The organism is uncultured Mailhella sp., from assembly GCF_963931295.1.
Lineage (GTDB): Bacteria > Desulfobacterota > Desulfovibrionia > Desulfovibrionales > Desulfovibrionaceae > Mailhella.
Genome location: NZ_OZ007001.1, coordinates 2,660,047 through 2,673,342, shown reverse-complemented (window position 1 = coordinate 2,673,342; position 13,296 = coordinate 2,660,047). Strand labels below are relative to the sequence as shown.

7 protein-coding genes, 2 tRNA genes and 3 rRNA genes are annotated in these 13,296 nt (G+C 54.8%); all 12 read right to left on the bottom strand.

Features of this window, described 5'->3' with window-relative positions:
• Positions 1-2: 2 nt before the first annotated feature.
• Positions 3-722 carry an ABC transporter ATP-binding protein gene (locus ABGT79_RS11270; protein WP_346666249.1) on the bottom strand — a complete coding sequence of 240 codons (720 nt, stop codon included), beginning with the start codon at positions 720-722 and terminating at the stop codon, positions 3-5.
• Complete coding sequence (locus ABGT79_RS11265) at positions 723-1,499, bottom strand: ABC transporter ATP-binding protein (protein ID WP_346666248.1); 777 nt, start codon at positions 1,497-1,499, stop codon at positions 723-725.
• Positions 1,496-2,644 (bottom strand): branched-chain amino acid ABC transporter permease, encoded by a 1,149-nt coding sequence (locus ABGT79_RS11260; protein WP_346666247.1) that lies wholly within the window; start codon positions 2,642-2,644, stop codon positions 1,496-1,498. Before ABGT79_RS11260 ends, ABGT79_RS11265 begins: the two co-directional genes overlap by 4 nt.
• Before the next feature lie 2 nt (positions 2,645-2,646).
• Positions 2,647-3,570 carry a branched-chain amino acid ABC transporter permease gene (locus ABGT79_RS11255; RefSeq protein WP_294484999.1) on the bottom strand — a complete coding sequence of 308 codons (924 nt, stop codon included), beginning with the start codon at positions 3,568-3,570 and terminating at the stop codon, positions 2,647-2,649.
• A 69-nt stretch (positions 3,571-3,639) separates the two neighbouring features.
• Positions 3,640-4,833 (bottom strand): branched-chain amino acid ABC transporter substrate-binding protein, encoded by a 1,194-nt coding sequence (locus ABGT79_RS11250; protein ID WP_346666246.1) that lies wholly within the window; start codon positions 4,831-4,833, stop codon positions 3,640-3,642.
• Positions 4,834-6,254: 1,421 nt separating this feature from the next.
• Positions 6,255-6,369: ribosomal RNA gene (rrf, locus tag ABGT79_RS11245) — 5S ribosomal RNA — on the bottom strand.
• 50 nt (positions 6,370-6,419) lie between these two features.
• Positions 6,420-9,330, bottom strand: a 23S ribosomal RNA gene (locus ABGT79_RS11240).
• Positions 9,331-9,470: 140 nt separating this feature from the next.
• A tRNA-Ala gene (locus tag ABGT79_RS11235) sits at positions 9,471-9,546 on the bottom strand.
• A 5-nt stretch (positions 9,547-9,551) separates the two neighbouring features.
• A tRNA-Ile gene (locus ABGT79_RS11230) sits at positions 9,552-9,628 on the bottom strand.
• A gap of 66 nt (positions 9,629-9,694) precedes the next feature.
• A 16S ribosomal RNA gene (locus tag ABGT79_RS11225) occupies positions 9,695-11,242 on the bottom strand.
• Together the 16S, 23S and 5S rRNA genes with 2 tRNA genes alongside form the textbook arrangement of a ribosomal RNA operon.
• Before the next feature lie 462 nt (positions 11,243-11,704).
• Positions 11,705-12,454 carry an S-methyl-5'-thioadenosine phosphorylase gene (mtnP, locus tag ABGT79_RS11220; protein ID WP_346666671.1) on the bottom strand — a complete coding sequence of 250 codons (750 nt, stop codon included), beginning with the start codon at positions 12,452-12,454 and terminating at the stop codon, positions 11,705-11,707.
• A gap of 227 nt (positions 12,455-12,681) precedes the next feature.
• Positions 12,682-13,287: a class II aldolase/adducin family protein gene (locus tag ABGT79_RS11215; protein ID WP_346666245.1), complete on the bottom strand. Its 606-nt coding sequence runs from the start codon at positions 13,285-13,287 to the stop codon at positions 12,682-12,684.
• Between the last annotated feature and the right edge of the window lie 9 nt (positions 13,288-13,296).

The following is a 13,296-nucleotide window of genomic DNA, read 5'->3' as shown; positions in this document are numbered from 1 at the left end:
GCTCATCCGAAATACGCCTTCTTCACTTCTTCACTCTTTTTCAGCTCTTCGGCCGTTCCTTCGGCCACCACGCGCCCCTGCGCCAGCACGTAGCCGTAATGGGCTATGGCCAGGGTCTGCCGCACGTTCTGCTCGACCAGAAACACGGCAATGCCGTCTTCGCATATCTTCCGTATGACGCGGAAGTTGTCATTGACCAGCGCGGGGGACAGCCCCAGGGAAGGTTCGTCGATGACAAGGAGCTTGGGTTCGTTCATGAGTCCGCGGCCGATGGACACCATGGCCTGTTCGCCGCCGGACATGGTGCCCGCAAACTGCTCGCGCCGCTCAAGAAGACGCGGAAAAATGCGGTACACCCGTTCCAGGCGCTGACGGATCTTTTCCTTGTCCTTTTCCATGTAGGCGCCCATGAGAAGGTTTTCTTCCACGGTCATCTTGGAAAAGATGCGTCTGCCTTCGGGAATGCAGCTGATGCCGCGCGCCGCAATCTTGTGCGGCGGCAGGCCGGAAATCTCCATGCCGTTGAACAGCACGCTGCCCTTTCTGGGCGGCGTGAGGCCGAGTATGGCCCGCAGAAGCGTGGTCTTGCCCGCGCCGTTGGCTCCCAGAAGTCCGGTAATGCGGCCCGCGCATATTTCCATGTTCACGCCGCAGATGACGTCGGCCTTGCCGTAGGCCACAAACAGATTTTCTATTCTGAGAGGGGAAAACGCAACATCCATCTATACCACCTCCGTTCCCAGATAGGCCTGCTGCACCACAGGGTTGGACGTTACCTCATCATAGCTTCCCTCGCAGAGCTTGCTGCCGAAGTTCAACACTATGCAGCGGGTGGAAATTCTTTTGATGACGCTCATTTCGTGCTCAATGAGGATGATGGACGGCCTGTTGCCTTCAAATTCCATGGCCACAAGCTCGTCCATGAGCTGCCTTGTTTCGTCCTGCGTCATGCCTGCCGAAGGTTCGTCCAGAAGCAGCAGTCTGGGACGTCCGGTCAGCGCGCGGCAGATTTCCACGCGGCGACGGTCGATCATGCTCAGTTCTCCCACGGGCTTTCTGATCTTGTCGGCAAGCGTGGGATTCAGAGCCTTCAGCATGAGACGCATGTGCTCCTCGTCGTCGCGGCATTCCTGAAAGAACGCCCTTCTGCGTATGACGTTGTGCCAGAAGCTCATATTGAGATTCTTGCAGTTGCCCATCATGACGTTGTCGAACACCGTCAGCTCAAGGCACAGCCGCGAACGCTGGAACGTGCGGGCTATGCCGGCCCGGCAGATTTCCTGCGGGGTTTTGGAGGTGATGTCCTTGCCGTCAAAGACGATGTGTCCTTCGCTGGGCGTGTAGATGCCCGTAAGCACATTGAAAAACGTGGTCTTGCCGGAACCGTTCGGGCCTACAAGCCCTATCACGTCTCCTTCCTCCACCTGCACGTCGAGCTTGTTGAGCGCAGCAAGACCGCCGAAACGCATGGTAAGACCGGTACACGAAAGCAGACTCATGCCACATCCTCCGAAGTAACAACGCGCGTTCTGCGGGGCAGCAGACCCATGGGGCGGTACACGATCATGAGCAGAACCAGCAGGGAATACAGCAGATAGCGGTATTCCTGAATGAACTGAAGTTTTTCCGGCAGAACCACCATGATGGAGGTCGCCAGAATGACGCCCCAGCAGTTGCCCATGCCGCCGAGCAGAAGAATGGAAAGGAACAGCAGCGAATCGGAAAACGTGAAGTTTGCCGGACTGATGTAGCCGAGCATCATGGCATAGACGGCGCCTGCCATGCCCATGAGCACGTTGCCCATGGTAAAGGCCGTCACCTTCCAGCGGACGATGTTGATGCCGAAGCAGGCCGAGGCCGTTTCGTCAAGACGCACGGCGTCCATGGCAAGGCCCATCCAGGAGCGCTCCACGCGGCGCACCATGGTGAACACGAGCGCCAGGAACAGCAGGATGAACAGATCATAGCGCAGATAGAACGAACCGGTAATCAGGCCCCATTCCACGTCGCTGGCGAAATCCATGCCGAAAAGGGAAAACGAAGGAACGGCAATGCCCTGCGGCCCGCCGAAGCTTTCGTTGACTTCCAGAAACACGTTGAACAGAAGCGCAAAGGCCATGGTCACCAGCGCGGAATAGTGTCCCGACGTTCTCAGCACGGGCAGCAGCAGCACGCATCCCACAAGTCCGGCCATGACGCCGCCCAGCAGAAGCGCGGCAAAAGGCGGAACCAGCCCCTGATTGAGCAGCATGCCCGCGGTGTATCCGCCCACGCCGAAGAACGACGCGGCGCTGAAGTTGATGACGCCCGTGTAGCCCAGCTGAACGTTCAGTCCGAGCACGGCGATGGTGTAGCAGAAAATGGTTCCTATGAGGAAAAGACAGTAGTGATTGTCCCGGAAGAAGAACAGCAGAATGAGCGAGGCAATGAAGAGCAGTCCGGCCCACAGCCGTTCATGATGAGAGACGGCGACAATGACCTTGGCATACGCGCCCATGCGCACCATGAGCCACAGCAGAAGCGCGCCTCCCACCATGTAGGTGCCGATGACGGTTTCATCTTCCGCCAGCAGGAACACCACGGAAAACACCAGCAGCGCCATGGCGGAGATCAGGCAGACGAAAATTTCTCTTGAGCGATCCATATTCACACCCTCTGACTAGAACGTTCCGCCAGAAAACCGGTGGGGCGTATTGCCATGAGCACAATGACGACGGCAAACGCAAACACGTCCTTATAGGCGCTGGAGAACGGCAGGGCCACAGCGCCTATGGTCTGGAGAAAGGCGAACACAAAACCGCCGATGATGGCGCCGTAGATATTGCCGAGACCTCCGATGACTGCGGCACTGAAGCCGATGGCTCCAAGAAGCACGCCCATGCTGAAGTTGATTTCATTGTAATAGATGCCGTTCATGAGTCCGGCGAACGCGGCCACTCCGGAACCAAGCGCAAAGGTGAGCAGCACGATGAAGGAGAAATTCACGCCCATGAGCTGAGCGGTTTCGGAATCCTGCGCCACGGCGCGCACCGCCATGCCGAGCTTCGTCTTGTTGATGAGCACATGGATGCCGCCGATGAGCACCAGTCCGCCGACAAACAAAAGCACGTTGTCGAGGCGCACCGTCACACCGCCCAGCATCCAGGACGCGTCGGGCAGCAGCTTGGGAAAAGGCTGCGGATTGGAGCCGTCGGGATAAAACAAACGTATGGCTTCGCGCAGCACGGTACCCAGCATCATGGTGGCAAGAAGAGTATTCAGAGGCGGCGAAGACCGGAGACGCATGATAAGTCCCCGGGCAAGAAACACGCCCAGAAGGCATACGGCAAGCAGACTGGCCAGCAGCACCCACAGGCAGACCCAGACGGTGTCTATTTCAGGGTACACGGACTGCAGCCAGACATACGTTCCCAAACCGGCAAACGCGCCGACCATGACCGTATCGCCATGAGAAAAAACAATAATGTCCAATACGCCGAAAAACAGTGTAAAGCCGACAGCCACCAGAGCGTACATCATGCCGAGCATGAGTCCGTTCATGATGAACTGCGCCAGCAGAACGCCATCCATAAAACCATATCCTTTTAATAAAGCACTGGGCCGACCAGGGGCATCCGCCCTCAGGCCGGCCCGGGAAACTTACTTGTTGAGCTTTTTCAAGGCACGTTCTCCAGAACAGTACTTGCTGTCTTCCCAGAAGATCCACTGCCCATCCTGAACGATGTACTTGCTCACGGCAGGCTCGATGTTCTGGCCGTGATCGTCATAAGTCACCTTGCCGACCAGCGTATCGGCAGACTTGATGTTCTGCAGGTAGCTGATGATCTTCTTGTGGTTGGGGCCTTCGGCTTCAATGGCGTCAAGCAGCTGCACCATGGCGGCATAGGCAAAGGGGCCGTACGCTTCGGGAGCCTGCTCGTAGCCGTGCTTTTCATAGCTGCTCAGGAAGGCCGCGCCGCCGGGCAGCTTTTCGAGAGGAGAACCTTCAATGAAGCTCATGCAGCCTTCCGCAGCCTCGTCGCCCACGCCGTGAATGAAGGCGTCGGACTTGATGCCGGAAACGCCCTGGAACTGAATGTCCGTCATACCGAGCTTGACCATCTGAGCGCGGACGCGCACGCCCGTGGGAACCAGACTGGCGAAATACAACACCTGGGGATCAAGAGCCTTGATCTTGGTCAGCTCTGCGGTGAAGTCCTGCTGATTGGACGTCACGCCGAACTCGCCCACGATTTCGCCGCCGTTCTTCTTCACGAAGTCGCTGAAGTAGGAAGCGTGTCCCTTGCCGTAGTCGGTCGTATCGTGGATGATGGCGAACTTCTTGTAGCCGAGTCCGGTCATGAACTTGGCGGCCACTTCGTTCTGATTGATCATCGTTCCGGGGATACGGAAGATTTCCTTGTAATTGTTGCCGTAGGTAATGTCGGGATGCACGGCGCCCCAGATGATGGCGGGCATGCCGAAACGATGGAAGATGTCCACGGTGCTCAGGGCCACGGCGGAAACGTAATGCGCCACCACGCCGGCCACCTTGCGGTCCGACGCGAGCTTGGTCACGACCTGCACGCCCACGTTGGGCTTGCCTTCGTCATCGAGCACCACGAGTTCATAGTGGTACTTGCTGTTGGGATTCTCATTGCGTTCCTGTACGGCAAGATCAGCCGAGTTTCTGCCGCCCATGCCGAGCGAGCTCAGTCCGCCGGTAAGCGGTCCCACAAAACCCACTTTAACCGTTTCCTTGGCATAGGCCGAAGAAAACTCTCCCCCGGTCACAACCAGAAGACCGGTGCAAAGGCAAAGCAGGGAACGTTTGAAAAAAGAAATACCGTTCATATAGCAATGTCCTTTTTTGTTAGAAGTGCCTGAGACATCTTCCTTCAAGCAAGAACCATGCCATTGCATATAACTCACTATATTTGTTTGATTTATAATTTTATATCCTGCACATTCATTTTTGACGATACAATTATGTCTTTATCTTTTCGTTCCAGTGCATGAAATAGAAAGGCGTTTCTTTTATCAAAACACCGGCAGGCGCGGCATCTGCCGAGCATGAAAATCCGCCATTCTGTCGCAAATATATAAAAATCACAATAATTTCCCGCAGTTGACAAGAAAAGCCATTGCATCCATTTCGCAGCAGACGTTTTTCCTCGGGGCAGACCTGCATTCGGCGAGGCTGACAGCGATCAATCTAAAAATATATCAGCCGACATGACTCAATCATCTGCCGGCCCCTTATCCTCGGTCGGGGTAACGCTCTTTCGCAAAAATCGAAGAAAAAATACGCCTATTTCAGAGGGTTCCGCCATACTGCCAGGGGAACGTCGCACCTGTTTTTTTCAGAAAAATTCAGGCCGTATTCCCACAACGCTTTGCGCAACAAGGCCTGCCGAGCTCTCAACTTTCGCCGAGACTATTCCTCTGTTTTTTCGCGTCTTCCCGCACAGCATGTTCAGCTTTCCGCGTCCATGAAATCTTTTCACTCTCCTCATGTTGGTACAAAAAGATTAAACAGCACAACACACCAATGTTCACTCCATAGAAAAGAACGAATTCGCAGAATTCAAAAATATCCCGTGCGCCGTCAGGCAACACGACAAGAAGCAGGCTCAGCAATCTGGCCCGTCGAAGACGGTAGTTTAAAGGGAGCTTGCAACGTGTTTTGAAGACGGCTTGAGCGGTAAGCCGCCCTGTGAGGCATGCAGCCCGGTGAGGCCAGATAACGCGTCCGGATAACGCGTAAAGCGAAACAGCATCTTACCGAACCCGCAAGTACGATATTACGGGAGGCCCCTCGATCAACCTCTGAAAATTTCGTCCGGCCGACTCTGCCGCTGCGATGTTTTTCTTTTGAAGGATCTTCCGCCTGAAAAAATGCAGCCCGGCCAGGCCAGCAGGGCGCGAGCGGCAACAGGCATCTTTCCAGACAGGAAAGCCCGATGTTGCGGGATGATCCTCGATTTTCCTCTACAAACCTCCTCCCGCAGCTTTGCCGCCGCGGTATTTTCCTTTTCAGTCGCTTCCCGTATTGCGGAGGCTCCTCGATCTGCCTCTGAAAAGTTCCTGCCCGTCAGGGCAGACGCTGCGGAAATTTTCTTTGCTGCTCTCCTCCGCCGCCTCAGCCATCCGAAGGAATTAAAACAAAAAGGGAAGGAACCCCGGAGCGGGTCTTCCTTCCCTCAAGATACATTCTGCAAGCGCAGGTCGTTAAACGACGAAAGGCTCCTGAACAGGAGCCTTTCTAAAGATAACCTTGGCATCGGCCTACTTTCCCACGTAAAGGTGCGCAGTATCATGGGCGATGAAGCGCTTAACTTCCGAGTTCGGAATGGGATCGGGTGTACCCGCTTCTCTATGGACACCAAGGAAATTTTTCAAAATATATAATTGACAGGGAATGAAGAGAGGTTTGAGAGAAAAACAAGCCTCACGGGCTATTAGTATCGGTCAGCTGAGCGTCTCACAACGCTTACACCTCCGACCTATCAACCGGATCGTCTATCCGGGCCCTTCAGGTCTTGCGACAGGGAATACTTATCTTAAGGCAGGCTTCCCGCTTAGATGCTTTCAGCGGTTATCCCTTCCATACATAGCTACCCTGCTATGCTCTTGGCAGAACAACAGGTTCACCAGTGGTATGTCCATCCCGGTCCTCTCGTACTAGGGACAGGCCCTTTCAATATTCCTCCGCCCACAGAAGATAGGGACCAAACTGTCTCACGACGTTTTAAACCCAGCTCGCGTACCACTTTAAACGGCGAACAGCCGTACCCTTGGGACCTGCTCCAGCCCCAGGATGTGATGAGCCGACATCGAGGTGCCAAACCGCATCGTCGATATGAACTCTTGGATGCGATCAGCCTGTTATCCCCGGCGTACCTTTTATCCAATGAGCGATGGCCCTTCCATACGGGACCACCGGATCACTAACGCCAACTTTCGTTTCTGCTCGAGATGTCTCTCTTGCAGTCAAGCTCCCTTATGCGTTTGCACTCGACGGCTGGTTTCCGAACAGCCTGAGGGAACCTTTGCGTGCCTCCGTTACAATTTAGGAGGCGACCGCCCCAGTCAAACTACCCACCAGACACTGTCTTCCAGCAGGATAACTGCATGGAGTTAGGATCTTAGACATACAAGGGTGGTATTTCAACAGTGCCTCCCCCCATACTGGCGTACAGGGTTCACAGGCTCCCACCTATCCTACACATGTAGGGCCAAAATCCAATGTCAAGCTATAGTAAAGGTGCACAGGGTCTTTCCGTCTTTCTGCGGGTACACGGCATTTTCACCGCGACTTCAATTTCACCGAGCTTCTGGCCGAGACAGTGTGGAGATCGTTACGCCATTCGTGCAGGTCGGAACTTACCCGACAAGGAATTTCGCTACCTTAGGACCGTTATAGTTACGGCCGCCGTTTACCGGGGCTTCAATTCAAGGCTTCGCTTGCGCTGACCTCTCCTTTTAACCTTCCGGCACCGGGCAGGCGTCAGTCCGTATACGTCGTCTTGCGACTTCGCACAGACCTATGTTTTTAGTAAACAGTCGCCACCACCAATTCACTGCGGCTCCCTCGTGCTTGCATAGTAAATAAACTCACACAGAGGAGCACCCCTTCTTCCGAAGTTACGGGGTCATTTTGCCGAGTTCCTTAGCCAGAATTCTCTCGAGCGCCTTGGATTATTCATCCCACCCACCTGAGTTGGTTTCGAGTACGGTTCACATGGACTAAACTTAGAAGCTTTTCTTGGCAGTGTAGACTCAATGACTTCCGCCTTGCGGCTCGGACTCGCGTCTCGGATAAGCGAAACGGATTTGCCTGCTTCGCACTCCTACACGCTTGCACCGGGATATCCAACACCCGGATCACCTATCTTGCTGCGTCCCTCCATCGCACATCCATGCAAGTACGGGAATATTAACCCGTTTTCCATCAGATACGGCTTTCGCCCTCTCCTTAGGGACCGACTAACCCTGGGAAGATTAACTTTACCCAGGAAACCTTGGGTTTTCGGCGAACAGGTTTTTCACCTGTTTTATCGTTACTCATGTCAGCATAATCACTTCTCAACAGTCCACCATGGTTTTCACCACAGCTTCAGCCCGTTGAGAACGCTCCCCTACCAGATGCCATAAAGGCAAATCCGAAGCTTCGGCTCCATACTTAGCCCCGTTACATTTTCGGCGCAGAATCATTAGACCAGTGAGCTATTACGCTTTCTTTAAACGATGGCTGCTTCTAAGCCAACGTCCTGGCTGTCTAAACAACTCCACCACCTTCACCACTGAGTATGGAATTGGAGGCCTTAGCTGTCGATCTGGGCTCTTACCCTTTTGACGACGGACCTTAGCACCCGCCGTCTGACTCCCAGGGTACATTTATTCGGCATTCAGAGTTTGATAAGGTTTGGTAATCTGGTAGGACCCCTAGCCTTGTCAGTGCTTTACCTCCGATAAACAATCCCTGAGGCTATACCTCAATATATTTCGGGGAGAACCAGCTATCACCGGGTTTGATTGGCCTTTCACCCCTATCCACAAGTCATCCAAATCGTTTTCAGCCGATACTGGTTCGGTCCTCCACAAGGCTTTACCCTTGCTTCAACCTGCTCATGGATAGATCACCCGGTTTCGGGTCTAATCCGCTGTACTGTGCGCCCTGTTCAGACTCGCTTTCGCTTCGGCTCCGCTCTCGCTTAACCTTGCACAACAGATTAACTCGCTGACTCATTATGCAAAAGGCACATGGTCACAGTCGTTAAAACTGCTCCCACAGCTTGTAAGCAACAGGTTTCAGATTCTATTTCACTCCCCTAACAGGGGTTCTTTTCACCTTTCCCTCACGGTACTGATTCACTATCGGTCGCTGGATCGTACTTAGGCTTGGAAGATGGTCCTCCCGGATTCCCACGAGGTTTCACGTGCCTCGCAGTACTCAGGTACCGCCTGCGCTCTTTTCGGTTTCGGATACGGGACTGTCACCCGCTGTGGTGTGGCTTTCCAGCCAGCTTCTCCTGCCTACTCCGAGATCACGTACGGCGGCCCTACAACCCCGCACAGTCGAAACTGCACGGTTTGGCCTCTTCCCATTTCGCTCGCCGCTACTTTGGGAGTCTCGTTTGATTTCTTTTCCTCTGGGTACTGAGATGTTTCACTTCCCCAGGTTAGCTCCTCAATAGAGGTACTGGAACTGCTTCCAGTGGGTTGCCCCATTCAGAGATCCACGGATCAAAGGATATTTAGCTCCTCCCCGAGGCTTATCGCAGCTTATCACGTCTTTCATCGCCTTCAGCGCCAAGGCATCCGCCCGTTGCTCTTACTAACTTGTTTTTCTCGAAAAAAACCTCTCATCATTTCCCTGTTCAATTGTCAAAGAACTTACTGCCTTTCGCGGCAGCAGCCGGGCTGAATCCCGGTTCGAAATCTTCAGTTTCCTGAAGCCTTCTCTCAAGATTCAACCTACGTATGTCTGGTGGAGGCGGACAGAATCGAACTGACGACCCTCTGCTTGCAAAGCAGATGCTCTCCCAACTGAGCTACGCCCCCGATAATGGTGGGCCTGGAAAGACTTGAACTTTCGACCTCACGCTTATCAGGCGTGCGCTCTAACCACCTGAGCTACAGGCCCTGACATACTCACTTTCAAAGAACTCTCCGGTTCCTTGCAAGTAAAGAGCGAGTTGGGATTTCTCTAAAAGGAGGTGATCCAGCCGCAGGTTCCCCTACGGCTGCCTTGTTACGACTTCACCCCAATTATCGGGCCTACCGTAGACGGCTGCTCCTATTGCTAGTTAGCTCACCGGCTTCGGGTAAAACCGACTTTCGTGGTGTGACGGGCGGTGTGTACAAGGCCCGGGAACGCATTCACCCTGGCATGCTGATCCAGAATTACTAGCGATTCCGACTTCGAGGAGTCGAGTTGCAGACTCCTGTCCGGACTGGGACGCATTTTTTGAGATTGGCTCCACCTCACGGTCTCGCTTCCCTTTGTATGCGCCATTGTAGTACGTGTGTAGCCCCAGGCGTAAGGGCCATGATGACTTGACGTCGTCCCCACCTTCCTCTCCGTTAACCGAAGCGGTCTCCTTAGAGTGCCCAGCTTTACCTGATGGCAACTAAGGACAGGGGTTGCGCTCGTTGCGGGACTTAACCCAACACCTCACGGCACGAGCTGACGACAGCCATGCAGCACCTGTCTTAGGGTTCTCCGAAGAGCACCCTCTACTTTCATAGAGGCTCCCTAGATGTCAAGCCTGGGTAAGGTTCTTCGCGTTGCATCGAATTAAACCACATACTCCACCGCTTGTGCGGGCCCCCGTCAATTTCTTTGAGTTTCAGCCTTGCGACCGTACTCCCCAGGCGGGATACTTATTGCGTTAGCTGCGTCACCGAGTCATACAACCCGACAACTAGTATCCATCGTTTACAGCGTGGACTACCAGGGTATCTAATCCTGTTTGCTACCCACGCTTTCGCATCTCAGCGTCAGTTACGAGCCAGATAGCCGCCTTCGCCACTGATGTTCTTCCAGATATCTACGGATTTCACTCCTACACCTGGAATTCCGCTATCCTCTCTCGCACTCCAGTTTGGTAGTTTTGAAGGCAGTTCCACGGTTGAGCCGTGGGATTTCACCTCCAACTTGCCATACAGCCTACACGCGCTTTACGCCCAGTAATTCCGATTAACGCTTGCACCCTCCGTATTACCGCGGCTGCTGGCACGGAGTTAGCCGGTGCTTCCTTTGAAGGTACCGTCAGGGCATTGCTGATTAGCACAATGCTTATTCTTCCCTTCTGACAGAGGTTTACGATCCGAAGACCTTCATCCCTCACGCGGCGTCGCTGCGTCAGGCTTTCGCCCATTGCGCAATATTCCCCACTGCTGCCTCCCGTAGGAGTTTGGACCGTGTTCCAGTTCCAATGTGGCTGATCATCCTCTTAGACCAGCTACCCATCGTCGCCTTGGTGGGCCGTTACCTCACCAACTAGCTAATGGGACGCGGACTCATCGAAAAGCGGAAGCATATGCAGAGGCCCCCTTTCCTTCATAGACAAATATGAAGCGTATGCGGTATTAGCAGCCGTTTCCAGCTGTTATTCCTCACTTCCCGGTAGATTATCCACGTGTTACTCACCCGTGCGCCACTTTACTCGGATCCGAAGACCCTTTCACGTACGACTTGCATGTGTTAGGCACGCCGCCAGCGTTCAATCTGAGCCAGAATCAAACTCTCCAGTTGAAAAGTATTTGATTCAGAGAACCGAAGTTCTCAAATCGAACTCAAAGCTCTATTTCCCAACTCGCTCTTCACTTGTCAAAGAACCGCGCCGCTCACTCGCGGCGGTGTTGCTTTATGCAACTTTTCGTTTCACCTGTCAACAACTTTTTTCAAGTTTTTTCAGGCGGCGCTTTCAGCGAGGCGCTCGTTTGAGCCGCTGTGCCTCAGCGCGTTTTCGAGTTATGCCCATTTACCCCCGACTTGTCAAACACTTTTTTGCAGTTTTTTTATTCTTTTTTTATTTTTATATTTAATATACTGATTATATTTATTTTATTTTTCTATTTTCAATAGCGTCAGGCTCATTTCATCAAGAGATTCGTCCGTCCGCACGGCGCTCCCCGCCCCGCATCGCCCGCAAAAAAGCAGCGGAGAGGCAACCCCCGCCCTGCTCCGCTGCTTTCGGAAGTCCGGCTTCCGCCGTCAGACCAGTCTGGGTATGACGCGCCTGAACAGTTCCAGCACCTTTTCGGCGTTGGCATGCGCCACGGCAAGGATCGCTTCCCAGGTGACGGCGTCATCCTCTTTCCAGGAATCGTAATCCGTGCTCATGGCCACGGCCGCATAGGGCACGCCCAGCTCATTGGCCATGATCGCCTCCGTGGCGATGCTCATATTGATGATGTCCGCCCCCCAGAGGCGGAACATGCGGGACTCGGCTCTTGTGGAAAAACGCGGCCCTTCGATGGTCACGACAGTGCCGCCGTTGTGAAAGCGATAGCCCAGCGCCGAAAGTTCCTCGGCCATGATCCGCCGCAATCCGGCGTCGAACGGTTCGGCCATGGCGGTATGCATGGGAGAACCGGGCTCGAACGATTCAAAGAAGCTCAGCTTGCGCGATCTCGTAAAATCTATGAACTGATCGGGAATCACCAGATCGCCGCGTCCGATTTCCTCCCGCAGGGAGCCGACCGCCGTGCTGGCCAGCACGTGCGTGCATCCGGCTTCCTTCAGCGCCCAGAGATTGGCCCGATAGTTCACCTGGCTCGGCGGAATGGTGTGCCTGCGTCCGTGCCTGGCCATGAGCACCACCGGAACGCCGCCGATGAAGCCTTCGCGCAGCGAACTGGAAGGCTCGCCCCAAGGCGTGGTCATCTCCGTGTCGCGAGGATGCTCAAACAACGACGGATCGTCAAGTCCGCTGCCGCCGATAATGCCTATTTTCCTTTGCATCATTCTTTCCTCTCCGTTGTCGGAACAAAAAGTCCGGCTGATTCCCGCCGCGCTCCGGGAGTCTCTCTGGCAAGCGCCTTTTCACCGCCGCCCGCCTTCCGGGCAGACGCGACGCGCTCCGCCGGGCGCTCTTCGTTCCGGCAACGCCGTTCTGTTTCCGAAGCGGACGCCCCTCCCCGGTCTGCAATGTTTCCCATTGAGGGGAGTCTTTTCCGCTGCGACGCGCTCTAACAGGGAATGTAGCCTTGCGAAAGCATGTAGAGCAGATCGCGCATGTGATCGACGTTCGGGGCGTACATGAGAAAGCCGCCCTGATGCCCGGACATGACGATAATGCCGTCCGCCGGATGCCGCCGCACCAGCTCGGCAACGCTGTGCGCCATGGCCGGAGTGCCGAAGGCCGCATCCGGCGACGTGGCGGGAGCCTTGCCCGCCATGAGCTGACCGTACAATCCGTCGTTGTGCAGATGGATGACGCATCCGGTCATGGGCGACGCCTCATACACGGCCGCATGAGTCATGGATTCGGAGCTCGCCTGCGCGGGCCCCACCGACCACACCGTGTTTGCGTCCACGTCGCAGCGTGTGACCAGACAGTAATGTTCCGGGCCCAGCACGGGAATATGCCCCGTGGCCGTGGCCGTCACCACAAATCCCTGATCCGCGCGCAGGGAAACGTTGCCGTAGCCCACGCCGTTGTCCAGCACGCCCACAAGCCCGGCCTTGACAAGGTCGGTGCGCAGCGCGTTCAGCGCCTCCCAGTCGGGATGCTGCGGAGCCGGACCGTATTCATGCACACAGCGATATTTGACGTATCCTTCATCCACGCTCATACATTGATC